Here is a 23,776-nt window from a genome sequence, read left to right on the forward strand (position 1 = left end):
TGTCGGTGGCGATGGCGGGGAGGGTCCGCCCGGTCCCATTCCGAACCCGGTAGCTAAGCTCCCCAGCGCTGATGGTACTGCACTCGCTAGGGTGTGGGAGAGTAAGACACCGCCGACACAATCCTTAGGTGGGGTGGGCAGGAGAAGAAATTCTTCTGCCCACCCCATTTTTCATGCCCGAGAAACCTGATTCAGGGCCCGCCGGCGGACGAACACCGCAGCAGTCGCAACGACGAGTGCTGCGGTGCCCGTCCCGAGCGGGATTCAGCTGAGGCTGCGGCGGCGGAGTTCGAAGCAGAGGACCGCTGCGGCGCTGGCGACGTTGAGGGATTCGACCTCGTTGGCCATCGGGATCGACAGCGGCTGGGCGATGCGCTCCTCCACCTCGGTGGAGAGGCCGGCGGTTTCGCTGCCGAGCACGAACACGGCGCGGTCACCGAAATCCGTGGTGTAGAGGCTGTGCTCGGAGTCGGCGTCGAGCGCGTAGAGCGGGTAGCCGGCCTCGGTGAGCATCTCGGCCGCTTCGGCCGCCGTCCGGCTGCGCAGCACGGGAGCGTGGAAGGCGACTCCTGCGGAAGCCTTGATGACCAGCGGGTCCAGTCCGGCGACACCCCGGTGCGGGACGACGATGCCGTCGATGCCGGAGGCGGTGGCGGTCCGCAGGATCATGCCGACGTTGGCGGGAGTGGTCAGGCCGTCCAGCAGCAGGATGGTGCGCGGGGCAGTGGCGTGGTCGGCGAGCGCGTCGGCGAGCGGCCGCATCTTGCGGGCCACGACGTCGGCCACGACGCCCTGGTCGTGACGTCCGTTGCCGGCCAGCACCTTCACCCGGTGCGCGCTCGCTCGCTGCACCTTCACGGCGCGATCGGCGGCGGCCTCCTCGATTTCCGCGATGGCCCCACCGCGGAGTCCGTCCGCGACGATCACCTTGTCGACCCGCAGGTCGTAGTCGGCCAACGCCTCCAACACGGGCTTGCGGCCGTAGACGGTGACGAATCGGTCCTTCGGGGAAACTTCGCTGGTCACACCATCAAGTGTCACATGCCCGCGTTGCGGCCCGGCGGGTGAACCCCTCGGTCCGGTGGGGATGTGTGCCAGGATCTCCGCATGCCCGATCGCCTTTCCGCCGTCGACGCTTCCTTCCTGTACCTGGAGGACTACACGACGCCGATGCACGTCGGCGGTGTCGCGGTCTTCCGCCGCCCTCGCAGCGATTTCGACTACGAGCACCTGCTGTCGATGGTGGATCGGCGGCTGGGTCTGGTGCCCCGGTACCGGCAGCGGGTGATGGAGGTCCCGGGCAGCCTCGCGCGTCCGGTGTGGGTGGACGATCAGGACTTCGACCTCACCTATCACGTCCGCCGTTCGGCGCTGCCGAAACCGGGCAACGATGATCAGCTGCACGACCTGGTGGCGCGGCTGATGTCCCGCAAGCTCGACCACACGCGGCCGCTGTGGGAGCTGTACCTGGTCGAGGGGCTGTCGAAGAACCGGGTCGCGATCATCACCAAGACCCACCAGGCGATGATCGACGGAATCGGTGCGATCGACATCGGGCAGGTCATCTTCGACCTGCAGCGCAACCGCGAGATCGAGGACGTGGACGCGCTCTGGATGCCGCGACCGGCTCCGACCGTGGCGCAGCTGCTGGTGGAGGCGGCGACGGACGCGGTGCAGCGACCGGGCGAGGTGGTGGAGAACGTCCGGGCGGCCATGGTCGACGCCTCGGCGACGGTGCAGAAGGTGACGCGCGCTCTCGGCGGCGTCGCGTCGGCCGTCCGGGCCGCCGTGGTGCCCGCGCCCAGCGGCCCGCTGAACGCGCCGACGTCGACGCAGCGGCGGTTCGCCGTGGCGAAGGCGAAGCTGGACGACCTGCGGGCGGTGCGGCGGGCGCACGGCAGCACGGTCAACGACGTGGTGCTCGCGGTGGTCGCCGGCGCTCTGCGGAACTGGCTGCTCTCGCGCGGCGAGGTGGTCACCCCGTCGACGACGTTGCGGGCGATGGTGCCGGTGTCGGTCCGTGACGACGACGCGGAGGCGGACGCCGCCTACCAGGACACCGCGAGCCTGCCGGTCGGCACCGTGGGCAACAAGGTGTCGGCGTACCTGGTGGACCTGCCGGTGGGCGAGGGCAACCCGACGATGCGGTTGCACCAGGTCAGCCATGCCATGCGGGCGCACGCCGAGTCCGGGCAGTCGGTGGCCGCGGACACCCTGGTGAAGGTCACCGGTTTCGCTCCGCCCACGCTGCACGCGCTGGGCGCGCGGGTGGCCAACGAGTTCTCCGACCGGTTGTTCAACGTGCTGGTCACCAACGTCCCGGGGCCGCAGGTGCCGCTGTACGCGGCGGGGGCGAGGATGATGGAGATGTTCCCGGTGGTGCCGCTGGCCAAGAACCAGTCGCTGTCGGTCGGTGTGACCTCGTACAACGGCGCGGTGTACTTCGGGCTGAACGCGGATCGGGATGCGATGCCCGACGTCGGCGTGCTGGCGGCGATGATCGGTGAAGCTGTAGACGAGATGATCGGGACGGTCGACGCATGAGGATTTACCTGCCTGCCACGCTGCCGATGCTGCAGCAACTGGTGGCGGACAAGCAGATGCAGCCGCTGGGCGGGACGGCGTTCGCGCTGACTCCGGCGCTTCGCGAGTCCTACGCGACCGGCGACACCGAGGAGCTCGAGTACGCCGCGATGCGGGAGGCCGCTCGTGCCTCGTTGCGGCTGCTGGCCGCTGACGAGGAGGGCAAGATCGAGCAGCGGCGGGTGGTGATCTCCGCCGACGTGGACGACGTGACGCTGCGGCCGGATCTCGACCACGCGGTGGTGAAGGTGTCAGGCCCGGTGATCTGGAAGCAGCTCGCGGCCGTGCACGTGGACACCACCGAGGCCGAGGACGCGGTCCGGTCGGCGGCCGAGGTCATCGACGCCGCCGACCTGGGAGACCCGGACGCGGAGTTCGCCCTCGGCGACGCCGAGGATCACGAACTCGCCTGGTACGCGCCGCAGGAAGTCCCGTTCCTGCTCGAACTCATGTGATCAGCGCGGCGGCTGGGCCATCGGCGGGAGGTCGTCGAAGACTCCGACCTGGGCGGCCGGGGGCAGGTGGATCTCCACCGGGGTTCCCCAGTCGCGGTAGGTGGAGGTGAGCGAGACCTCGCCCGCCTGGGCGATGTTGGTGGTGGCGGCGAACTTGGCCGGGAGGCCCTGCTCGTCGAGCCACAGCTGGTAGCCGAGTTCCCTCTCGCCGTCCTCGACGGCCCGCTGGAAGCGTTCGCGCTGCTGCTCGTCGGGGGCGGTCCTGGCGGCTTCCTCGGTGAGGATCCGCAGGTCGTAGCGGGTGGTGGGACGGCCGTCGACGGTGTCCGGTGCCGATCCCTGGATGCGGGTGGCCTGCTCGACGCCGCTGAAGGTGGCGCGCGGGTCGACGGATTCGTGCAGCTGGTCCAGGGCGGGGCTGAGCAGCTTCGAGCCGAAGTCCGAGCCGTCCTGGGAGATCTTCAGCCACGGCTTGGTCGCGTCCGGCCGGGCCAGCGGGGTGTTGAGGTAGCCGACTTCGTCCACGATGGACACGGCGAGCTCCTCGGTGCGCGCGTTGCGGGTCTTGCCGTCGAGCGCGAGGTCTGCCTGCGGGCCCCGGTACCGGACGGCTCCGTCGGCGTTGAGCTGCCCGACCATCCCGAGGCTGCCGGTCATGGTGGCGCGCGCGGTGCCGCGCGCGTTGATCTTGTTGATCGTGTCGGCGAGAACGGCTTCGGCGACGGGACGCGGATCGGGACGGGCCATCGGCAGTGCCGCGTGTGGTTGGGGTTGCTCGCTGGTGCAGGCGTTGAGCGTTGCGGCTAGGGCGAGACCAGCGGACAACACCGCAGTCCTGGTGCGGGCACGGGGCATCGGGCGTGCTCCTCGGCGGGTGGCGGATGGCTTGGACGTCGTCGCTGGCCAACGCTAGCAACGAAGTTCCAACCCCACCGGGAACGCGCTTCCCCATTAGAGGGATGGATCGGAGCCCCGCGGGCACCGCTTTCGTCAAGCCTCGTCGAGGCCTGCCCGGGAGCGCAGGAGGCGGCGGAGCGAGGCGAGCTGGTCGGGGCTGCCGCCGTCCTTCTCGGTGTAGGTGTCGAGGTAGCAGTCGGGGTCGTCGGTCCCGCCGAGGTGGCCGCAGTTCGGCGGGCATTCCTCGGCGGCTTCGGCGAAACCCTCGAACGGGGCGATCACGTCGTCGGCGGTGACGTGGGCCAGGCCGAAGGAGCGGATGCCGGGGGTGTCGACGACCCAACCGGCGCCGGGCAGCGCCAGCGCGACCGCGGAGGTCGAGGTGTGGCGGCCCTTGCCGACGCCGCTGACCACGCCCGTCGCTCGTTCGGCGTCCGGGACCAGCTTGTTGACCAGCGTGGACTTGCCGACGCCGGAGTGTCCGACGAGCGCGGAGACCCGGCCGGCGAGCATGTCGCGCAGCTCGTCGGGTTCGGCGTCGAGGCTGGTGATGGTGATCGGCATGGCCAGCGACGAGTAGCTGGCGATCCACTCGCCGGGGTCCGCCAGGTCGGCCTTGGTCAGGCACAGCACCGGCGACAGCCCGCCCGCGTAGGCGGCGACCAGGCAGCGGTCGATGAACCCGGGCCGCGGTGGTGGGTCGGCCAGCGCGGTGACGATGATCAGCTGCTCCGCGTTGGCGACGACCACTCGTTCGTAGGGGTCGGTGTCGTCGGCGGTGCGGCGCAGCACGCTGGCGCGGTCGGCGACGCGGACGATGCGCGCGAGCGTGTCGGGCTTGCCGGAGACGTCGCCGACGACGCCCACCAGGTCGCCGACGACGACCGGGGTGCGTCCGAGCTCGCGAGCTCGCATGGCGGTGACGACGCGGTCCGGGTCGCCGTCGAGGGCGACGGTCCACCGGCCGCGGTCGACGGCGATGACCATGGCCTCGGCGGCGTCGGAGTGCTTGGGCCGCTGCTTGCTGCGCGGCCTGCTGCCCCTCCCGGGGCGCACCCGCACGTCGGACTCGTCGAGGTTTCGCCAGCCGCGCTTGCTCATCTGCGGGCCCCCGGGATCACGCGGATTCCCCGAGCATCGCGGTCCACATCCCGGGGAAGTCCGGGATGGTCTTGCTGGTGGTGGCGATGTCCTCGACCACCACGCCGGGCACCTTGAGGCCGAGGATCGCGCCCGCGGTGGCCATCCGGTGGTCGGCGTAGGAGTGCCATTCGGCGCCGGTCAGCGGCCGGGGGTCGATGATCAGTCCGTCCTCGGTCTGCTGGGCGTTGCCGCCGAGCTCGTTCAGCTCGGTCTCCAGGGCGGCGAGCCGGTCGGTCTCGTGGCCGCGGAGGTGCGCGATGCCGCGCAGGTGGGACCGGCCGGAGGCGAGGGCGGCCAGCGCGGCGACGGTGGGGGTGAGTTCGCCGACGGCGCGCAGGTCGATGTCGACCGGCGCCAGCTCGTCGGGGCCGGTGACGGTCAGGCCGTCGGAGTCGAGGCGGACGTCGGCGCCCATCTTGGTGAGGATGTCGCGGATCGCGTCGCCGGGCTGGGTGGTCCGGGCCGGCCAGCCCGGAACGGTGACGGTGCCGCCGGTGACGGCCGCGGCGGCCAGGAACGGGGTCGCGTTGGACAGGTCGGGTTCGACGTCGGTGTCGAGCGGGCTGATCGGGCCGGGTTCGATGCGCCAGGTGTTGCGCTGGGAGGCGTCGACGATGACTCCGGCGTCGCGCAGCATCTCGACGGTCATCTCGATGTGCGGCAGCGACGGCAGCGGTGGGCCGGAGTGCCGGACGGTGACGCCCTTGTCGAAGCGCGGGCCGGACAGCAGCAGGCCGGAGACGAACTGCGACGACGCCGAGGCGTCGATGGTGACCGTGCCGCCGGTCAGGTTGCCGCTGCCGCGGATCTCGAAGGGCAGGGAGTCGCCGGTGATGTCGGCGCCGAGCTCGCGCAGCGCGTCGAGCACGGTGCCCAGCGGTCGTGCGCGGGCCTGCGGGTCGCCGTCGAAGGCGATCGGCCCGGTGGCCAGCGCGGCGACCGGGGGCAGGAAGCGCATCACGGTTCCGGCCAGGCCGCAGTCGACCTCCGCCGGTCCGCGCAGGCCGGCCGGGGTGACCTGCCACGATCCGTCCGGGCCGTCGGTGATCGTGGCGCCCAGCGAGCGCAGCGCCGAGGCCATCAGCTCGGTGTCCCGGCTGCGCAGCGGTGCGCGCAGCGCGGAGGGCCCGTCCGCGAGCGCGGCGAGCACCAGCGCCCGGTTGGTGATCGACTTGGAACCGGGCAGCGGGACGGTCGCGCGCACCGCGCCGGCGGCGGCGGGAGCAGGCCAGAGCTGGGTCATGCACCAATGATCCCGCATTCCACCCGGGTATTTCAGCGCCGGGGCGGTCATGACCCTCGCCTGGGATGAACGGGACTGCCAGGATGAAGTGGACACGCCGTCGACTCGCGGGAGGTGGGACTCCGGATGTGCGGCAGATATGCCTCCAGCAAGGATCCCGGGAAGCTCGCGGCGGAGTTCGCCGCCTTGGACGCCACCGGTGGCGCGGCGCCGGGCGCGGACTTCAACGTCGCCCCCACCAAGCGGGTGCTGACGGTGGTCCAGCGGCATCCGCAGGACGAGACCGGGGAAGCCGATCTGGAGCGGACCGAGCGGTCGATCCGGGTGATGCGGTGGGGCCTGGTGCCGTTCTGGGCGAAGGACAAGTCCATCGGCAGCCGGATGATCAACGCCAAGTCGGAGACGGTGACCAGCAAGCCCGCGTTCCGCAGTTCGATCAAGCGCTACCGGTGCCTGGTCCCGGCCGACGGTTGGTACGAGTGGAAGCGCGAGGGCGGCGCGAAGCAGCCGTACTTCATGACGCCGCCGGACGGTTCGAGCCTGGCGATGGCGGGCATCTACTCGACCTGGCGGGAGAACGACGAGGCCGAACCGCTGGTGACCTGCTCGGTGCTGACCGCGGCGGCGGTCGGCCGGCTGACCGACGTGCACGACCGGATGCCGCTGCTGCTGCCGCGGGGGGCGTGGTCGCAGTGGCTGGATCCCGATCAGCCGGACGTGTCGGACCTGCTCGCGCCGCCGTCGCTGGAGATCGCGGAATCGTTGGAGGTCAGGCCGGTTTCCACGGCGGTCAACAGCGTCCGCAACAACGGCGTGGAACTGCTCGATCGCGTGTCTCTCGACGCGCGTGAGAAGGCGGTAGGTTTGGACCGGGAGCAGTAGTCGAGTCGAGGTGAGAGCGGATGTGCGGTCGCTACGCCGTGCGGCGGGACCCGGCAGCCCTGGCGGAGGAGTTCGCGGCCGCTGATCGCACCGAGGGCGCGACCGGTGCGGACTTCAACATCACGCCCACCAAGACGGTCCCGATCGTGGTGCAGCGCGGTGCCGAGCGCAGCGTGCGGCCGGTGCGCTGGGGTCTGGTGCCGACCTGGGCGAAGGAGGCCGACGGCGGGCCTCCGATGATCAACGCGCGGGCGGAGACGATCACCGCCAAACCGGCCTACGCCGAGTCCGCGCGGCGGCGACGCTGCCTGATGCCGGCGACGGGTTGGTACGAGTGGAAGCCCGGTGACAAGCGGCGTCAGCCCTACCTGTGCAAGCGGCGGGACGGCACGAGCATGGCGATGGCCGCGGTGTTCTCCGCGTGGTGGGACCCGCGGACCGCCGGTCCGCCGCTGGTGACGTGCGCGGTGGTCACCACCGATGCCGTCGGCGAGCTCGCCGACGTCCACCACCGGATGCCGCTGGTGCTGCCCGAGGAGCGCTGGGCGGACTGGCTGGATCCCGCGCGCAGCGAGATCGACGAGTTGCTGCGCCCCGATCCCGGCGTGCTCGGGGAGTTGGCGCTCCACACCGTGTCGACCGAGGTGAACAGCATGCGCAACAACCATCCTGACCTGCTGGAACCTGCCGATCCGGTGCCCGAGCCGGCTGAGCAAGCGGCGTTGTTCGAGTCATGACCAGCATCGAGGTCGACACCCCGCACGGCCCGGCGCGGGCCGAGCTGCACTGCGCTGAGGAAGGTCGTGCCGCGCTGCTGCTCGGGCACGGCGCGGGCGGCGGGATCAACGCGCCCGACCTGGTGGCGGCGACCCGCGCGGCCACCGACGCCGGGGTGCACGTGGCGCTGGTCGAGCAGCCCTACCGGGTGGCCGGTCGCAGGGCTCCGGCACCGGCCAAGCAGCTGGACGCGGCGTGGCTGGCGGTGGTCGAGGACCTCGGTGAGCGCTGGTTCGCCGATCTGCCGCTGATCTTCGGCGGGCGTTCCTCCGGGGCGAGGGTGGCCTGCCGCACCGCGGACGAGGGTGAGGCGGAGGCGGTGCTGTGCCTGGCGTTCCCGCTGCACCCGCCGGGCAAGCCGGAGAAGTCGCGGGCGTCGGAGATCGACGCGGTGGAGAACCCGGTGCTGGTCGTGCAGGGCGAGCGCGACGCGTTCGGCAGGCCCGAGCCTGCGCACAACCGCGAGGTCGTGCTGGTGGCCGGGGACCACTCGCTCAAGGCCGATGTCGATGCCGTGCACCGGGCGACGTCGGAGTGGCTGACGCGGGTGCTGCGGTTGATCGACTGATGTCGCTCGGGTGGGTGACGTCGCTTTGCGGAGCCGTGCGCTCCGCTTTCTCCCCGCGCAGGTGGGAGGCCTGGCGTCGGTGTGTGATCACCATCTGAAATTCCCCGCATTGCTCCGTCATGTCCGGAGACCTCAACATCGGTCGGCGCTGGGCCCCCGAGCTCGTGCACCCGGACAGGACGATTCCCCCGATCTTGTCCGGCGCGGGGTGCGGCTGTTGCGCGGCAGCGGCACCAGGTGCCGAGGGGAGCGGTCCTGCGGGGTCGCTCCCCTCGGGCCCGCTCAGGCCGAGATCTCGGCGAAGGTCGCGCCCAGCAGGTGCGCCAGCTCGTCCGGGGACAGCTCGATCTCCAGGCCGCGGCGTCCCGCGCTGCAGAAGATCGTGTCGAAGGCCCGGGCGGAGGTGTCGATGACGACCGGGAGGCGTTTCTTCTGGCCGAGGGGGGAGATGCCGCCCGCGACGTAGCCGGTGGCTCGTTCCGCCGCGGCGATCTCGGCCATCTTGGCCTTCTTGCCGCCTGCGGCGGCGGCCAGGGCCTTCAGGTCGAGTTGTCCGGTGACGGGAACCACACCGACCGTGAGAGTGCCGTCCACGTCCGCGACCAGCGTCTTGAACACTCGATCGGGTGGTTGGCCGAGCGCTTCGGCGGCTTCGAGGCCGAACGACTCGGCACGCGGGTCGTGGTCGTAGGCGTGGACGCGGTGCGTCACGCCCTTCTTGGTCAACAGCGCCGTCGCCGGGGTTCCCTTGCCTGCCACGCACGTCACTGTAGAGCCCGGAATAGCGCCCTCGGAGGCGGTGTTGAACCCAGCGTGACGATGGATTCGACGAACACCTGCGTGCTGGACCGCCCACCGCGCCCGCAGCTGTTGCCGCCAGGAAATGGCAGGACAGCGCGGGTATCCTCGAACACGGACCATGCGAAGGAGTGCATGGGTTCGTCGTCTGCCGCCACGTCGTCCGGGCGGCGGGAAAGGAGCCTGGTGCCTAGCACCCCAGAGGACTCTGCCAACACCGCGCGCACCGACGCTGCCACCGCGCAGGACGTCGAGCGGGCGGAGGAGACCGACGCGCAGCGCGCGGCTCGCTTCGAGCAGGACGCGATGCCGCTGCTGGACCAGCTCTACGGTGCGGCGCTGCGGATGACCCGCAACGCTCAGGACGCCGAAGACCTCGTTCAGGAGACCTACCTGAAGGCGTTCTCGGCGTTCAAGTCCTTCACGCAGGGCACGAACCTGAAGGCCTGGTTGTACCGGATCCTCACCAACACCTACATCAACGGCTACCGCAAGCGGCAGCGACAGCCGCAGCAGCAGCCGACCGATGAGATCGCCGATTGGCAGCTCGCGCAGGCCGAGAACCACACGTCGACGGGACTGCGCTCGGCCGAGGTCGAAGCGCTGGACCGGCTGCCCGACACCGACGTGAAGGCCGCGCTGCAGCTGCTGGCCGAGGAGTTCCGCATGGTCGTGTACCTCGCGGACGTGGAAGGTTTCGCATACAAGGAGATCGCCGAGATCATGGGCACCCCCATCGGCACCGTCATGTCGAGGTTGCACCGTGGTCGCAGGCAGCTGCGTGAGATGCTCACCGACGTCGCCCGTGATCGAGGCTTCTTGCGGGAGACCCAGCAGGAGGTGAGCACTTCATGAATTGCGGTGAGCCGGACGAGGCATCCTGCCAGGACGCGCTCGCCGAGGTGTGGCTGTTCCTGGACAACGAGTGCGACCAGGCGCGGCGCGAAGCCGTGCAGCGTCACCTCGATGGTTGCGGAACGTGCCTGGAGCACTTCGGCATCGAGGAACACCTGAAGGCGTTGCTGCAGCGCAAGTGCAGCGGTGAGCACGCTCCCACGGAGCTCAAGGACCGCCTGCGCTCGTCGATCCGCGAAGCGGTCCTGAGCAAGGCCGAGATCACCGTCGAGCACGGACCAGAAGGAACCTCGGTAGAGGTCCGAGCCAAGAAGGCTTAGAACTCTCAACGCTTTGCGTGGCGGTGCGGGTAGCGGAACCTGACACGCCGTCTGGACTCCGGGCGCCACTCCTGATGCAGGCCAACCACACGGCGTCGCGGCGTCCTCGCCAGACGTCGTGTCAGAACCCGCTGCGGTGCCGGTTGCTCAGGTGGTGAAGGAGAAAGCACCTCCGGTGCTTGTTAGGGCTTTTCCCTTCTGGCCACCCAGGCTGCTGCTTGGGTTCTGCGTTCCATGCCGAGCTTGGCGAGGACCGAGGTCACGTAGTTCTTGACGGTCTTCTCGGCCAGGAACAGGCGTTCCGCGATCTGGCGGTTGGTCAGGCCCTCGCCGATCAGCTCCAGGACCTTGCGCTCGCGCTCGGTGAGGGCGGCCAGCTCGTCCGGTTCCGGGCTGCTGGACTGGCGGAGGTGCTCGAGCACCCGCCCGGTGGTGACCGGGTCCAGCAGCGATCGGCCGGCGGCGACCTCGCGGACCGCGTTGACCAGGTCCTGGCCGCGGACCTGCTTGAGCAGGTAGCCCGAAGCTCCGGCGTTGATCGCGCCGACCAGCGCCTGCTCGTCGTCGAAGGCCGTCAGGACCAGGCAGTACGGCGCGTCGTCCAAGGCCCGCAGCTTGCGGCACAGCTCCAGCCCGTCGCCGTCGGGCAGCCGCATGTCGATGACCGCGACGTCCGGTGCGGTGGCCTGAGCGCGCGCCAGCGCTTCGCCCACGCCGCCGGCCTCGGCGACGATCTCGACGTCGGGTTCGGTGTCCAGCAGGTCGCGCAGACCTCGCCGGACGACCTCGTGATCATCGACCAACAGCACCCTGACCGCCACGACGTCCACGCTAATGGGCGCCGGTGGCGGTCCGCGCAGCAGTGTCGCTTTTCGGGTTACTTCTTCTTGGCGTTCTTCGCGCCGGTCTTCTTCGCGGTCTTCTTGGCGATGCGGGCGCTCTTGCGGGCCCGGTAGCCGACGCTCGGCTTGCCGCCGGTGTCCACCGCCGCCAGCAGCACGCCGCCGAGCAGGCCGAGGTTCTTGAGGAAGTGGATCTGCTGCTCGGAGCGCACCTGCGGGTCCTTCTCCTCCCAGAAGCGGTGCGCGGCCAGCGTGGTCGGGATGATGCTGCCCGCCAGCAGCAGCGACGCCAGGCGCGGGAACTTGCCCAGCGCCAGCAGCGCACCCGCGCCGATCTTCACACCGGCATCGATGCGCACCAGCGTCTCGGGGTCGGTCGGCACCTGCTCGGGCAGCGCGTCGCGCACGGGGTCGGTCGCCTTCTCCAGCAGCGGAGCAGCGCCCTTGGCGTGGTTCGGGGTGTCCTTGAGGGCACCGATCCCACCCATGATGAAGATCGAAGCCAGCATCGGACGAGCCAGACGGCGGATCAGCATCGGGGGAACCTCCTAGATGGGTCGTCTTGGGCCTGACGGTACTTTTCAGGGCCCCGTTCCGCCTGGCAGCGGGCGTCAGTGCAGATCGACCTGGGCGAACACTTCGTCCCAGGCGGCTGCGACCTGGCGGGCGCACAGTTGAGGCGCTGCTCCGCCGATTCCGGTGCCCAGGCCGGGCATCGCGATCGAGTGCACCACCCGGTGCACCGGGGCGCCGTTGTCGAGCACCGCGCTCGCCCACAGCCGCAGCATCGCGCGCGCGGCGAGGTAGGGGTGCACGGTGTCGGCGGGCAGCGTCTCCCCGGGCTCGCGCATCGTCGGTGCGCTGATCAGCCAGATCGGGCTGGGGACACCGGTGGGGACCAGCAGCGCTTCGCCCACCGGCAGCTCACCGCCGTGGTAGGCGAGCACGGCGCTGCGCACCTGCTCCTCGACTTCGGGGAAGGTGCGGGCGTACACCGCGTCGATGCCACCGCGCATCCAGCCGTAGGAGTTGGCGGGGCTGACGACGGCGTCCACCTGAACGTCGAGAACCGAGCCTTGATGAACGGAAATGCCGGGCCGGCTTTCCGCGATCTCCTGCCATGCAGCGGCCAGCGGCTCGTCCAACGCGCACAGGACGAGCTGCAGCTCCGGCTCCGCTCCCTCTGCCGATGAGCGCCCCGAATCTGCGGTCACGCCCCACAGCATCGCAGGAATGCACCGCGTAGTGGCATTGGGTAGGTCACATCCGCGACGACGTGGCGTTTAGCCCCTCGGAGCGCGGCCGGAACGATCACGGAGCGTGGAAACCCCTCAGTAGCCGTTGAAAAACGTTCATGTGGCCCAGCCCGGGCGGCCTTGCGCGGCCCGTAATCTGGGCGGGTGCCAGAAATCGCCTACCTCGGTCCGCCGGGAACCTTCACCGAGCAAGCGACTCGGCTGCTGACCGCCGACTTCGACGCCGAACTCGTGCCCTGCGAAACCGTGCCGGTGGCGCTGGCCGCGGTGCGCTCGGGGGAGGTGCTGGCCGCTGGGGTCCCGGTGGAGAACTCCGTGGAGGGCTCCGTACCGGCCACGCTCGACGCGCTGACCGAGGACGATCCGCTGATCGCGGTCAAGGAAGTCGTGATCCCGGTCCAGTTCGACGTGTTCGCCCAGCCCGGGATGACGCTGGGGGAGGTCGGGACCGTCGCCAGCCATCCGCACGCGCTGGCGCAGGTGCGCGGCTGGCTGGCCGAGGCGCTGCCGAAGGCCGACGTCCGCGCGGTCAGCTCGACCGCCGCCGCGGCCGCCGCCGTCGCCGACGGCGAGTACGACGCGGCGATCTCCGCGCCCGTGGCCGGTGAGCACTACTCGTCGCTCCAGCGCCTGGCCACCGGCATCGCCGACGTCCGCGATGCGGTCACCCGGTTCCTGCTGGTCCGCAGGCCGGGGACGCTGCCGGAGCCGACCGGCGCGGACCGGACGTCGATCTGCGCGGTGATCGGCGACGAGGTCGGCACGCTGTCGGACATGCTGGCCGAGCTGTCGCTGCGCGGCATCAACCTGAGCCGGATCGAGTCCCGGCCGGTCAAGGACCACTTCGGGCACTACCGCTTCTACCTGGACTTCGACGGGCACGTGGCCGACGCGCGGATCGGCGAGGCGATGGCGGCTCTGCAGCGCCGGTGCGACTCGGTGCGCTTCCTCGGCTCGTACCCGAAGGCGGACCGGAAACCCGCGTCGGTGCGGCCGGGATCGTCGGAGCAAGCGTTCCGGAACGCGGCCGAGTGGTTGGCCGCCGTGCGTGCGGGGAGGCTCGCGTGAGTGATTTCGAGTTGGCGGCGCCGGAGGGCGTGCGGCTGGTGCTGGCCCGTCACGGGCAGACCCCGGCGAACGTCGCCAAGCTGCTCGACACCCTTCCGCCCGGCCCGGGGCTGACCGAGCTCGGGCGGCAGCAGGCCGAGGAGCTCGCCGAGCGGTTGGCCGCGCGCGAGGACAAGATCGTCGCGGTGCACGCCAGCACGGCGCGTCGCGCGCAGCAGACCGCCGAGCCGGTCGCGCGGCGGCTGGGCCTGCCGTTGCAGCTGGCGGAGGGCACGCACGAGGTGTTCGTGGGTGAGCTGGAGGGGCTGGGCGGCCCCGCGCTGGCGGTTTTCGACGACGTCTACGCCCAGTGGCACGGCCACGACCTCGACGTGCCGATGCCCGGTGGCGGTGAATCCGGCCGCGATGCGATCACCCGGTTCCTCGCCGGCGCCCGCACCGCCCTGGAGGGCGTGTCCGAGGGCACGGTGGTGATGGTCAGCCACGGCGCGATGCTGCGGCTGGTCGCGGGCGTGCTCGTCGAGGAGATCACGGGTGCCGAGGCCGACTCGCTGCACCTGCCCAACACGGGCCTGATCGTGATCGAGTCCGACCCCACCACCCGCACCGGCTGGCGCTGCCTGACCTGGGACGGCCTTCTCTAGCGGCGCTCGTCGGGGGCCAGGCCTACCGTTTCGCGCATGAGTGAGATGAACGCGCGGATCAGTGAGGCGCTGGAGTTGTTCGTCGACGCCGTGGAGCGGGTGCCTGCCGACGGTTGGGGCGCGCCGTCGATCCTCGACGAGTGGAGCGTGCGGGAGCTCGTCGGGCACGTGACCGGCAGCGCGACGAAGGTCGCGCTGCTGCTGGAGGGCGGGGAGACCTGGCAGACGCCGTCCGAACCCGCCGACTGGATGTGCGCGGACCCGGCCGCTCGGCTCCGCGAGATCGGCGGCCGGATCGAGCGGGCTCTGCACGGTGCCGATCTGGACGCGCCGCGACCGTCCCCGGCCGGGGAGGTGCCGTTGCGCCAGGCGCTGGCGTTCCCGGTCGCCGACGTCGGCATGCACGCCTGGGACCTGCGCCGCAGTTGCGGTGGTTCCGTCGAGTTCTCCGAGGACCTGCTGGCCTACTGCCGAGGTCTGATCGACTCGGTGCCGGAGGAGATGTTGCGCGGTCAGGGTGGCTTCGCTCCGGCCACGACCCCACCGGCGACCGCGACGCCCACGGACCGCCTGATGGCCCACCTGGGCCGCTCCGCGGACTAGCCCCAGCCGAGCTCGTGGAGCTTGTCGTCGTCGATGCCGAAGTGGTGGGCGATCTCGTGGACGACGGTGATGGCCACCTCGTCGACCACCTCCTCCTCGTCCTCGCACATCGCCAGCAGCGGATCGCGGAAGATCGTGATCGTGTCCGGCAGGACGCCGCTGTAGGTGTGGTCGCGTTCGGTCAGCGCGATGCCCTCGTAGAGGCCCAGCAGCTCGGGGTCCTCGGGGTGGGCGTCCTCGACCAGCACCACCACGTTGTTCATCGCGGTCGCGAACTCCGGCGGGAGCAGGTCCAGGGCGTCGCCCACCAGCTCGTCGAAGCGGGCGCGGGTCATCTCCACAGGCATGTCAGCGCGGCTGCTCGGTTGCGGGGGCACCCGGCTCGGTCGGTGCCGTGTTCTGGCCGGCCGGGGCCGTGCCCACCTGCACCCGGCCCTTGACGCTGCCGGTCACCGGCGCGAGCCCGCTGCCGTCGGGCAGCTGCGCGCTCAGCTTGCAGTTGACCTGCCGAGAACCGGCCGCCCAGCTCTCCTCGGACAGGGTGTCCCAGTAGACGATCAGGCCCTTGTCCTTGGCCGTCGTCGGTCCGCCCGCGTAGGCCGCGGTCAGCTCCTCGCACTTGGTGGCCAGGTAGCCGTCCTGGTCGTTCTCCGACGGGAAGTCGCCCTGGAACTGCTCTGCCAGGTTGATCACGGCGCTGAGCTCCACCGCGTGCGGCCGGCCGCAGTCGACCGGGTCCCAGACCTGGGTGCCGTTGATGCCCAGGCAGCGGCCCGCCGGGTAGACGTTCGACTGGTCCATCTTCGAGGCCTCGCCGGTGATCGGGAACAACTTCCCGGACGGGCCCGGCTGCTGGAGGCCGCAGTGCAGCGTGCGGTCGCCGTCGGCCCAGCCCTCCTGGCTCGGGGTGAACGCGCCGACGGTGAAGCGGCCCTCCTTGTCGAACTTGCCGCCCAGGTACTGGTCGGAGACCTCGATGCAGCGCTGCTGCTTGACGTCCTGCCACTGCTGGGTGCTCGGGAACGGCGCGGTCGGACCGAACTCCTTCAGGTCGTACGGGCCTGTGACCTCGAACAGGTGCGGCTCGGCGCAGGTGACCTTGCGGATGTCCGCGGCGTCCGGCTCGGTCCAGTTCAGGCACTCACCGGCGCGCGTCTCGAAGACGACCTCCGGCGCGGGCGCCTCGCCGATCCCGGCCGGTCCGCCGACCTTGCCGGACTCCATCGGCCAGTTCAGCAGGATGCTGACCGTCAGGATCAGCAGTGCACCGATCGCAGCCGCGACCATCACCACCTTGGCGTTGGGCGGCTTGCGGCGGGATTCGGGTGTGCGCTCGGGCTGGACCATCGAACCCATCATGCCTGGCGCTGATGTGGGCCGGCAGCAATCCGCGCCGGAAGTGGAGAGGAAAGGAACTCATTCGTTGCCGTGAGCGTCCATTCTTTGAGTAGTGTGGCGCTTGGGAGTGGGGCAATGACGGAGAATGGCAAGCCAGTGTCAGACAACGAGCAGCCGCAGGGGAGCTCCTCCCCGGACGAGCCGACCCAGCAGATGCCGGCGGACGCCCAGGGGCGGATCCGCTACCAGGACGCGCAGAGCACGACGCCGCGCGAGCCCACGCTCGCCGAGCAGAAGGCCAGGCAGATGGCCGAGCAGCGTCGTGCCGAGGCCGAGCGCGCCGAGCAGGCGGCAGCCGCTGCGAAGACGGCCAAGCGCCGGAAGGCGATGATCGGCGGCGGTGCGACAGTCGGTGTCGTGGCGCTGGTGGCCGCCATGTACTCCGCTTCCGAGGTCAGCGCGTCCGCGAACGCCTCGCAGCAGTACTGCGCGCAGGAGCAGCAGCCCGGTCAGGCGGTGACCGCGCCGCCGGAGAACTGCGACGAGAACTACGTGCGCAGCCAGGGCGGATACGTCGACCACCACTCCGGCTTCGTGTTCATGCCGCTGTTCCTCGGTGGCCCGATGTCGCCGACGCCCTCCTACCGGTACGCCTACACCCCGGCGGGAGCAGCTCCGCCGAGCGTCGGTTCGCCCGTGTCGAGCTCGTCGTTCAACAAGCCGTCGGGCACCACGATCAAGGACTCCAAGGGCTCGACCATCCAGCGCGGTGGGTTCGGGATCTCCAGCAAGTCCGGTAGCAGCGGGAGCTGACGAGTGAAGCGCAAGACCGGGGCCCGGCGCCCGGACTGGCAGTCGAAGGTCGAAGAGCTCGGGCTCGTCTTCGGGACCCCGGCGCGCGCCGCCGACGGCAGCAACCGGCCCTACTGGGACGAGGGCGTGCACTACGAGTTCAGCCTCGACGAGGTCCTCTCGCTGGAGGCCGACGTCGAACTGCTGCACTCGATGTGCCTGGACGCCGTCGACCACGTGATCACCACCGAGCGGTACAAGGACTTCGGCCTCCCCGAGTGGGTGTGGCCGCACATCGCCGAGTCCTGGCGCCGCCGCGACCCGCACCTCTACGGGCGCTTCGACCTGCGCTACGACGGCACCGGCCCCGCCAAGCTGCTGGAGTACAACGCCGACACGCCGACCTCGCTGCTGGAAGCAGCGGTCGTGCAGTGGCACTGGCTCACCGAGGTCCACGACGGCGACGACCAGTGGAACTCCATCCACGAGAAGCTCGTGGAGCGCTGGGGCGAGATCAAGCCGCAGCTGGCGACCAACGAGGTGCACTTCACCTGGTCCGGCCAGGAGCACACCGGTGAGGACCACATCACCGCCGCCTACCTTCAGGAGACCGCCGCCGAAGCGGGCCTGAACACCGTCGGGCTGGCCATCGAGGAGATCGGCTGGGACAGCCTGCTGGAGCGCTTCGTCGACCTCGAAGAGGCGCCGATGAACTCCGTCGCCAAGATCTACCCCTGGGAGTGGATGGTCGACGACGAGTTCGGCAAGCACGCGATCACCACGCTGCCGGCCACCCAGTGGGTCGAGCCGCTGTGGAAGATGCTGCTGTCCAACAAGGCGCTGCTGGCGATCCTCTGGGAGATGCACCCCGGGCACCCCAACCTGCTGCCCACCTACCTGGACCAGCCCGGACTGCTCACCGAGTACGTGCGCAAGCCGCGGCTCGGCCGCGAGGGCAACAACATCACCATCGCCGCGCCCGGCTGGGAGACCGAGACCGGCGGGTTCTACGGCGAAGAGGGATTCGTCTACCAGGCGTTCGACCCGCTGCCCGAGTTCGACGGGATGCGGCCCGCGCTCGGGGCCTGGGTCGTCGGGGATGAGTCCGCTGGGCTCGGGATTCGGGAGACGGCCGGGTTGATCACCGATGACGGGGCGGCTTTCGTGCCTCACCGGATTCCTCAGTGAGAATCTTGGTCTGGAGCGCCTTGTTTTTCCTGGTGGGTTGCGTCTACTGACAAGACTCCGTGGCCCCTGTTCTTGGCAGTGCGGGTAGCGGAACCTGACACGCCTTCTGGCTCCGGGATCCGAGACTGATGTATGTCCAATACACGGCGCTACGGCTGTCCTCCCCAGAAGACGTGTCAGAACCCGCGGCGGTGCCGGTTGCTCAGGTGGGGTAAAGAGAAAGCGACTTCGTCGCTTGCCTGACGTTGGTTGCCTGGGGAAATGGGGTTTCGGGGTGTGTGGGCACCCTGGGCACGCTTGGTTTCTTTGGGCCGACTACGCTGACCAGCTGTGATCGACCTGAAGACGCTACGCGATGATCCGGAAGCGGTGCGCGCGTCGCAGCGCGCACGTGGTGAAGACGCGTCCCTCGTGGACGCGCTGCTGTCCGCCGACGAGCGTCGCAGGTCCGCGGTGTCCCGGGCGGACAACCTGCGCGCCGAGCAGAAGCAGTTCGGCAAGCAGGTCGGCAAGGCCAAGGGCGAGGAGCGCGACGCGCTGCTGGCCCAGGCCAAGGAGCTGGCCGCGCAGGTCAAGGAGGCCGAGGCCGAGCAGTCCGAGACCGACGCCGAGCTGCTGCGGCTGCAGAAGGCCGTCTCCAACGTCGTCGAGCCCGACGTGCCGCCGGGCGGCGAGGACGACTTCGCGGTGCTCAAGCACGTGGGCGTCCCGACGGAGTTCGACTTCGAGGTGAAGGACCACCTGGAGCTGGGCAACGCGCTGGGCGCGTTCGACATGGAGCGCGGGGCGAAGGTCTCCGGCGCTCGCTTCTACTTCCTCACCGGCATCGGCGCGCAGCTGGAGCTGGCGCTGCTGAACATGGCCGCCGCGCAGGCCACCGCCGCCGGGTTCACGCTCGTCGTGCCGCCGGTCCTGGTGCGCCCGGAGATCATGGACGGCACCGGGTTCCTCGGCGCCCACTCCAGCGAGGTGTACCGACTGGAGGAGGACGACGCCTACCTGGTGGGCACCTCCGAGGTGCCGCTGGCGGGCTACCACTCGGGCGAGATCCTGGACTTCGCCGGCGGTCCCGCGCGCTACGCGGGCTGGTCGACCTGCTTCCGCCGCGAAGCCGGCTCCTACGGCAAGGACACCCGCGGCATCATCCGCGTGCACCAGTTCAACAAGCTGGAGATGTTCGTCTACTGCCGGGAAGAGGACTCCCGCGACGAGCACCAGCGCCTGCTGGCCTGGGAAGAGGAGATGCTGGCCAAGATCGAGGTGCCCTACCGGGTGATCGACACCGCGGCCGGTGACCTCGGTTCCAGCGCGGCCCGCAAGTTCGACTGCGAGGCGTGGGTGCCCAGCCAGGGGACCTACCGCGAGTTGACGTCGACCTCGAACTGCACCACGTTCCAGGCGCGACGGCTCAACACCCGCTACCGCGACGCCGACGGCAAGACCCGCTTCGCGGCCACCCTCAACGGCACCCTGGCGACCACCCGCTGGATCGTGGCGATCCTGGAGAACCACCAGCAGGCCGACGGTTCGGTCCGGGTCCCCGAGGCGATGCGCCCGTTCCTCGGTGGCCTCGAGGTCCTCGAACCCAAGTGACCGCAGGCTGAAACGTCGACGAGACCCCGGTTCCGCCGGGGTCTCGTCGCTTTTCGGCCGAAGTCCTCACCGCACGGCGGAGGCGAGGTTGCGGTCGAGGGTGCTGCGGACCAGCGCGGCGGCCAGCCTGGCGATGTCGTGGCCCTCGACCAGATCCGCGAGCTTGTCCGGATCGGTGGGCAGCCCCAGCTTCTTCGCGCCGCTGAGGGCCTTGCCGTCGAAGTAGGGGCGCAGTTCGGGCCAGACGAGCTGGGCCTCGCGGCAGAAGATGTCCGCACCGACCGGGCCCAGGCGCGGCATGTCCATCAGCAGCTTGCGCAGCTCCTCCGGATCACCGTCGGACTTGGCGCGGAGTTTCCGCAGGTCACCGTGGTAGCGGTCGAGGAGCAGCTCGGCTCCCTCGCCCAGCGCGGTGGACGTGCTCTCGTCGTAGCGCCGGTAGTGCGCGCGGCCGAGCGCGTCGACGCGCTGCTGCCAGGTGGCGTCGAACATCTTCTGCGGGGTGTTCCACTGCGCCAGCTCCCTGGCGGCGTCCACCGCGATGCCCGCCTTGATCCGCGTCGACAGCAGCACCGAGAGCACCGTCAGCCGGTACAGCGGTGAGGGCTTGTTGGCCAGCGTGATCCCGGCCTCGGCGGCGAAGCTGGTCCCCGCCTCGTCGAGCAGGGTCTGCACCTTGGTCCGCACCGACATCGTCACCACCTCCTGCCGACGACGGATACCCACGCGGACCAGGTGGCACACCTAGGACTCGTCGTGCTCAGCGGTGCGGGTGGCGGCCCTCCTGCTCCGGGCGCGCCGACTCATGCATGCCAATGCACCACGTCGACACGTCCTCACAGGAGAACCACCTCAGAACCCGCGGCGGTGCGAGCCGAGTCCCGCACCTGAAGCGGCGGCTACCGCCGCACGGAGTGAGGCCACACCTACAGCTCGGGGAGGACCTCGGTGGCGATCTCCTCGACCGTGGACTCCTTGCCGGCGTACGGGCTGTCGGCCCGGGGCCAGTGGGTGATGACGTCGGTGAAGCCGAGTTCGTCGGCGCGGCCGACCACGTCGCGGAAGTGCTCCACACTGGACAGCGAGAACTCCGGTGCGGCGTCGACCTGCAGGTACCGGTGGACCTTCGCCGGGTCGCGGCCCTGCTGGTGGCAGATGTCGGTGAAGCGCAGCGACAGCTCCGCGACCGCGCGCCACCAGCTCTCCAGGTCGTCCCCGCCCCGGCCCGTGGTCACCCAGCCCTGGCCGTGCTGGGCGGCCAGCTGCATCGAGCGGGTGCCGTTGGCGGCCACCACGAACGGGATGCGCGGCAGCTGCACGCAGCCGGGCGCCCGGCGCGCCTGCACCGCCGAGTAGTAGGTGCCGTCGTAGTCGGTGACGTCGAAGCGCAGCACGTGGTCGAGGAGTTCGATGAACTCCGCGAAGCGGTCGGAGCGCTCCGGCGGCGTGAGCTCGGGCCGGCCCAGCACGTTCGCGTCGAAGCCGGTTCCGCCCGCGCCGACGCCGAGGGTGATGCGGCCGTCGGCGATGTCGTCCAGGGCGGTCAGCTCGCGGGCGAAGTGCACCGGGTGCCGGAAGTTCGGGGAGGCGACCAGCGTGCCGAGCCGGATCGTCGAGGTGACGGTGGCGGCAGCGGTCAGCGTGGGCACGGCGTCGTACCAGGCCTTGTCCACCAGGGAACGCCAGCCGAGGTGGTCGTAGGTCCAGGCGTGGGCGAAGCCGTACTCCTCGGCCATCCGCCACAGCGGCTCAGCAGCCCACCAACGGTGTTCGGGCAAGATCACGATCCCAACGCGCACGGGTAGACGGTACTGGTCCCGCACAACGGCGTTCGACCCGATCAGGTGACGAACGTCCCTTCGTCCTCTTACCAGCCACGACACCCACGAGCGGTGGTGCGGCGGGCATGATGGGGCGCGTGCGTGAACCTGGCCTGGTGGCATCAGACGTGGACGGAACCCTGCTCGACCCGATGGAGGAGGTGTCCGTCCGGACAGCGGCCACGGTCGGCCGGGTCGCGGCATCGGGAACGCCGTTCGTGCTGGTCACCGGGCGTCCGCCTAGGTGGATGCCGCGCGTGGTCGCCGCTCTCGGGGTGTCCGGCATCGCGGTGTGCGCCAACGGCGCGGTCACCTACGACACCGCCGCCGACCGGGTGCTGCACAGCCACGACATCGACGCGGTGACGCTGCACGACGTGGTCCGGGAGCTGCGGCGCGAGCTGACGGGCTGCGCGTTCGCGGTCGAGCGCGCGACCCGCAGCGCCCACGACGACCTGCGCGAGCAGTTCCTCGCCGAGGCCGATTTCCACCGCAGCTGGACGAACACCGACATCCGCGTCGCGCCCACCGACGAGGTGACCGGCAAGCCCGCGATGAAGCTGCTGCTGATGAATCCGGGGATGAACAGCGCCGAGCTGTCGGCGGCCGCCACCGAGATCATCGGCGACCGGCTCCAGTCCACCTACTCGACGGAATCGGGGCTGATCGAGTTCTCCGCGCCGGGCGTGGACAAGGCGGCGGGACTGGCGGTCGTGGCTGCGGAACTCGGCATCGCGCGGTCGGAGGTGATCGCCTTCGGCGACATGCCAAACGACGTCCCGATGCTCACCTGGGCCGGGCACGGCGTGGCCATGCGCAACGCCCACCCGGACGCCCTGGCGGCGGCCGACGAGGTCACCACCACCAACGCGGAGGACGGCGTCGCCCAGGTCCTCGAACGCTGGTGGTGAAACCGAGCGGCGCCTCCCCAACCTGGGCAGACGCCGCTCAGAGACGAGTGGCCCCCGATTCCAGTGGAAGTCGGGAACCGGGTTTCAATGGAAGTCGGGAACCGGGTTTCAGTGGAATCCGGGGCTTCCGGCTGGGTTCAGGGCTGGGTGGAGCGCTGGGCGTCCGCGGCCTGGGACCTGATGGCGCCGAGCTGGTCGTAGCCTCGCTTGCCCGGGCAGGCCGTGTAGGCGGCGTCGCGGTGGCCGAAGATCGTGGGCAGCGTGACCTCCGTGCCCGCCGGGTACTTCGAGCCCTTCGGCGCTTCGGAGACCAGGCGCGTGGTGCCGTCGGCCGGAACGCCCTTGGTCTCGAGCTTCCAGGCGGCCACGTCGGCCACCGAGCGCACCGTCTTCGACGAGGGCGTCACGCCGTCGTAGTTGCCCATCATCGAGATGCCGAAGGTGTGGTCGTTGAACCCGCGCACGTGACCGCCGACCACCTCGCCCGCGAGACCGCCCGTGCGGCCCTCGAAGACGGTGCCGCACTTGTCGACCAGCGCGTGGTAGCCGATGTCGCCCCAGCCCAGCTCGACCGCGTGGTACTGGTAGATGCCGCGCACGATCTTGGCGGACTCGTCGCAGGTGTAGTCGTTGGTGCCCGCGGTGTGGTGCACGACGGCGGCCTTGGTGGTGGTCCGCTCGACCGGCCAGGTCATCTTCGACTCGTCCGCGCCCCACTGCGCGCGGGTGACCACCGGCGGAGCGCCCGCGACGGGCGTGCTGATCTCGGGCGCGACGACCTGCTGGCCGGGGTCGATGCCGATGAGCTGCAGCTGGTCGGTGATGTCCTGACCGCGCCTGTCCGCGCGGACCTGCACGTCGTTGCTGCGGCCGGTCCACATCGGCTCGCTGCCGCCCTCCTCGGCTTCCAGCGGAGTCCACGAGCCCCAGCCCTGAGAGGTGCGGGTGCGCACCTCGATGCGGTCCGGTGCCGGTCCTCGCCAGGTGAATCCGACCAGCTCGAAGGCCTTCTCGCTGTGCACCTCGCGGACCGCGGCCCGCGTGGTGGCCGCGTCGCGCAACGGGATCCGGACGGTCTGCACCTCGGGCGGTTCGGGGGCCGGACCGGCGGCGCCGGCAGGCCCGGAGATCGGAAGAACGGCCATGGTCAGCAGGGCGGTGGCCGCCAGCCTCGGACGTGCGGACCGAAAACGCATGGGC

Annotated in this window: 27 protein-coding genes and 1 rRNA gene; 15 read left to right on the forward strand and 13 right to left on the reverse strand. The window is 70.4% G+C overall.

What is annotated here, in order from left to right; all coding sequences use genetic code 11:
* The first annotated feature begins 1 nt into the window (after position 1).
* Positions 2-118 (forward strand): 5S ribosomal RNA (rrf, locus tag KBO27_RS32705).
* Between the two features lie 146 nt (positions 119-264).
* Here rrf and KBO27_RS32710 read toward each other — a convergent pair.
* Complete coding sequence (locus KBO27_RS32710) at positions 265-1,026, reverse strand: TrmH family RNA methyltransferase (protein WP_307870748.1); 762 nt, start codon at positions 1,024-1,026, stop codon at positions 265-267.
* Positions 1,027-1,107: 81 nt separating this feature from the next.
* Between KBO27_RS32710 and KBO27_RS32715 the strand changes: the two genes are divergently transcribed.
* Positions 1,108-2,544, forward strand: a complete 1,437-nt coding sequence (locus KBO27_RS32715; RefSeq protein WP_210973730.1) for a WS/DGAT/MGAT family O-acyltransferase — start codon at positions 1,108-1,110, stop codon at positions 2,542-2,544.
* On the forward strand, positions 2,541-3,038 hold the full coding sequence (locus tag KBO27_RS32720; protein WP_132673233.1) for a DUF6912 family protein: 498 nt from the start codon (positions 2,541-2,543) through the stop codon (positions 3,036-3,038). Before KBO27_RS32715 ends, KBO27_RS32720 begins: the two co-directional genes overlap by 4 nt.
* Here the strand turns inward: KBO27_RS32720 and KBO27_RS32725 are convergent, their stop codons facing one another.
* The 3 genes from KBO27_RS32725 to aroA form a co-directional block, all read right to left on the reverse strand.
* On the reverse strand, positions 3,039-3,893 hold the full coding sequence (locus KBO27_RS32725) for an SCO4651 family lipoprotein (RefSeq protein ID WP_210973731.1): 855 nt from the start codon (positions 3,891-3,893) through the stop codon (positions 3,039-3,041).
* A gap of 135 nt (positions 3,894-4,028) precedes the next feature.
* Entirely contained in the window at positions 4,029-5,036 is a 1,008-nt protein-coding gene (gene rsgA / locus KBO27_RS32730; protein ID WP_210973732.1) for a ribosome small subunit-dependent GTPase A, read from the reverse strand.
* 16 nt (positions 5,037-5,052) lie between these two features.
* Positions 5,053-6,321 carry a 3-phosphoshikimate 1-carboxyvinyltransferase gene (gene aroA / locus KBO27_RS32735; RefSeq protein WP_210973733.1) on the reverse strand — a complete coding sequence of 423 codons (1,269 nt, stop codon included), beginning with the start codon at positions 6,319-6,321 and terminating at the stop codon, positions 5,053-5,055.
* Positions 6,322-6,447: 126 nt separating this feature from the next.
* On the opposite strand from aroA, the gene KBO27_RS32740 reads away from it, so the two are divergent.
* From KBO27_RS32740 to KBO27_RS32750, 3 genes are read left to right on the forward strand one after another with little or no spacing between them, the layout of a single operon-like run.
* Positions 6,448-7,203, forward strand: a complete 756-nt coding sequence (locus KBO27_RS32740; RefSeq protein WP_132673237.1) for an SOS response-associated peptidase — start codon at positions 6,448-6,450, stop codon at positions 7,201-7,203.
* Positions 7,204-7,223: 20 nt separating this feature from the next.
* Positions 7,224-7,940, forward strand: a complete 717-nt coding sequence (locus tag KBO27_RS32745; protein WP_210973734.1) for an SOS response-associated peptidase — start codon at positions 7,224-7,226, stop codon at positions 7,938-7,940.
* Entirely contained in the window at positions 7,937-8,548 is a 612-nt protein-coding gene (locus tag KBO27_RS32750; protein WP_210973735.1) for an alpha/beta hydrolase family protein, read from the forward strand. The genes KBO27_RS32745 and KBO27_RS32750 overlap by 4 nt, the downstream gene beginning before the upstream one ends.
* 282 nt (positions 8,549-8,830) lie before the next feature.
* Here KBO27_RS32750 and ybaK read toward each other — a convergent pair whose 3' ends face one another.
* On the reverse strand, positions 8,831-9,307 hold the full coding sequence (gene ybaK / locus KBO27_RS32755) for a Cys-tRNA(Pro) deacylase (RefSeq protein WP_210973736.1): 477 nt from the start codon (positions 9,305-9,307) through the stop codon (positions 8,831-8,833).
* 225 nt (positions 9,308-9,532) lie between these two features.
* Between ybaK and KBO27_RS32760 the strand changes: the two genes are divergently transcribed.
* Together KBO27_RS32760 and rsrA are read left to right on the forward strand one after the other, a co-directional pair.
* Positions 9,533-10,201 (forward strand): sigma-70 family RNA polymerase sigma factor, encoded by a 669-nt coding sequence (locus tag KBO27_RS32760; protein WP_372448896.1) that lies wholly within the window; start codon positions 9,533-9,535, stop codon positions 10,199-10,201.
* The gene (rsrA, locus tag KBO27_RS32765) at positions 10,198-10,521 is read left to right on the forward strand and encodes a mycothiol system anti-sigma-R factor (RefSeq protein ID WP_132623453.1); all 324 of its coding nucleotides are present in this window, start codon (positions 10,198-10,200) and stop codon (positions 10,519-10,521) included. The genes KBO27_RS32760 and rsrA overlap by 4 nt, the downstream gene beginning before the upstream one ends.
* A 182-nt stretch (positions 10,522-10,703) precedes the next feature.
* On the opposite strand, the gene KBO27_RS32770 is transcribed toward rsrA, so the two are convergent.
* The 3 genes from KBO27_RS32770 to KBO27_RS32780 all read right to left on the reverse strand — a co-directional run bounded on the left by KBO27_RS32770 (position 10,704) and on the right by KBO27_RS32780 (position 12,577).
* Positions 10,704-11,342 (reverse strand): response regulator, encoded by a 639-nt coding sequence (locus KBO27_RS32770; protein WP_210973737.1) that lies wholly within the window; start codon positions 11,340-11,342, stop codon positions 10,704-10,706.
* Positions 11,343-11,398: 56 nt separating this feature from the next.
* Positions 11,399-11,899: a DoxX family protein gene (locus KBO27_RS32775; RefSeq protein ID WP_210973738.1), complete on the reverse strand. Its 501-nt coding sequence runs from the start codon at positions 11,897-11,899 to the stop codon at positions 11,399-11,401.
* Positions 11,900-11,974: 75 nt separating this feature from the next.
* The gene (locus tag KBO27_RS32780) at positions 11,975-12,577 is read right to left on the reverse strand and encodes a macro domain-containing protein (protein WP_372448897.1); all 603 of its coding nucleotides are present in this window, start codon (positions 12,575-12,577) and stop codon (positions 11,975-11,977) included.
* Positions 12,578-12,763: 186 nt separating this feature from the next.
* Here KBO27_RS32780 and pheA point away from each other — a divergent pair, with 186 nt between their 5' ends.
* The 3 genes from pheA to KBO27_RS32795 are packed head-to-tail and all read left to right on the forward strand — an operon-like array spanning position 12,764 to position 14,934.
* Complete coding sequence (gene pheA, locus KBO27_RS32785; RefSeq protein WP_132673244.1) at positions 12,764-13,687, forward strand: prephenate dehydratase; 924 nt, start codon at positions 12,764-12,766, stop codon at positions 13,685-13,687.
* Positions 13,684-14,331 carry a histidine phosphatase family protein gene (locus KBO27_RS32790; protein ID WP_307870749.1) on the forward strand — a complete coding sequence of 216 codons (648 nt, stop codon included), beginning with the start codon at positions 13,684-13,686 and terminating at the stop codon, positions 14,329-14,331. The genes pheA and KBO27_RS32790 overlap by 4 nt, the downstream gene beginning before the upstream one ends.
* A 36-nt stretch (positions 14,332-14,367) precedes the next feature.
* Positions 14,368-14,934 carry a TIGR03086 family metal-binding protein gene (locus KBO27_RS32795; protein WP_210973740.1) on the forward strand — a complete coding sequence of 189 codons (567 nt, stop codon included), beginning with the start codon at positions 14,368-14,370 and terminating at the stop codon, positions 14,932-14,934.
* Here the strand turns inward: KBO27_RS32795 and KBO27_RS32800 are convergent.
* Together KBO27_RS32800 and KBO27_RS32805 are read right to left on the reverse strand one after the other, a co-directional pair.
* Entirely contained in the window at positions 14,931-15,281 is a 351-nt protein-coding gene (locus KBO27_RS32800) for a metallopeptidase family protein (protein WP_210973741.1), read from the reverse strand. The genes KBO27_RS32795 and KBO27_RS32800 overlap by 4 nt on opposite strands.
* A gap of 1 nt (position 15,282) precedes the next feature.
* The gene (locus KBO27_RS32805) at positions 15,283-16,281 is read right to left on the reverse strand and encodes a septum formation family protein (protein ID WP_246538776.1); all 999 of its coding nucleotides are present in this window, start codon (positions 16,279-16,281) and stop codon (positions 15,283-15,285) included.
* 147 nt (positions 16,282-16,428) lie between these two features.
* Between KBO27_RS32805 and KBO27_RS32810 the strand changes: the two genes are divergently transcribed.
* The 3 genes from KBO27_RS32810 (at position 16,429) to serS (ending at position 19,845) form a co-directional block, all read left to right on the forward strand.
* A complete protein-coding gene (locus KBO27_RS32810) occupies positions 16,429-17,085 on the forward strand; it encodes a hypothetical protein (RefSeq protein WP_307870750.1) in 657 nt (218 codons plus the stop codon).
* Between the two features lie 3 nt (positions 17,086-17,088).
* Complete coding sequence (locus tag KBO27_RS32815; RefSeq protein ID WP_210973743.1) at positions 17,089-18,252, forward strand: glutathionylspermidine synthase family protein; 1,164 nt, start codon at positions 17,089-17,091, stop codon at positions 18,250-18,252.
* A gap of 330 nt (positions 18,253-18,582) precedes the next feature.
* Positions 18,583-19,845, forward strand: a complete 1,263-nt coding sequence (gene serS / locus KBO27_RS32820; RefSeq protein ID WP_210973744.1) for a serine--tRNA ligase — start codon at positions 18,583-18,585, stop codon at positions 19,843-19,845.
* Positions 19,846-19,911: 66 nt separating this feature from the next.
* On the opposite strand, the gene KBO27_RS32825 is transcribed toward serS, so the two are convergent.
* Positions 19,912-20,538, reverse strand: a complete 627-nt coding sequence (locus KBO27_RS32825) for an endonuclease (RefSeq protein ID WP_210973745.1) — start codon at positions 20,536-20,538, stop codon at positions 19,912-19,914.
* A 233-nt stretch (positions 20,539-20,771) separates the two neighbouring features.
* A complete protein-coding gene (locus KBO27_RS32830; protein ID WP_210973746.1) occupies positions 20,772-21,644 on the reverse strand; it encodes an LLM class flavin-dependent oxidoreductase in 873 nt (290 codons plus the stop codon).
* Between the two features lie 119 nt (positions 21,645-21,763).
* Here KBO27_RS32830 and KBO27_RS32835 point away from each other — a divergent pair, with 119 nt between their 5' ends.
* Positions 21,764-22,576 (forward strand): HAD family hydrolase, encoded by an 813-nt coding sequence (locus KBO27_RS32835; protein WP_210973747.1) that lies wholly within the window; start codon positions 21,764-21,766, stop codon positions 22,574-22,576.
* A 137-nt stretch (positions 22,577-22,713) separates the two neighbouring features.
* Here KBO27_RS32835 and KBO27_RS32840 read toward each other — a convergent pair whose 3' ends face one another.
* Complete coding sequence (locus KBO27_RS32840) at positions 22,714-23,772, reverse strand: peptidoglycan recognition protein family protein (protein WP_210973748.1); 1,059 nt, start codon at positions 23,770-23,772, stop codon at positions 22,714-22,716.
* Positions 23,773-23,776 lie beyond the last annotated feature (4 nt).

Source organism: Saccharopolyspora endophytica (genome assembly GCF_018070075.1).
Lineage (GTDB): Bacteria > Actinomycetota > Actinomycetes > Mycobacteriales > Pseudonocardiaceae > Saccharopolyspora > Saccharopolyspora endophytica.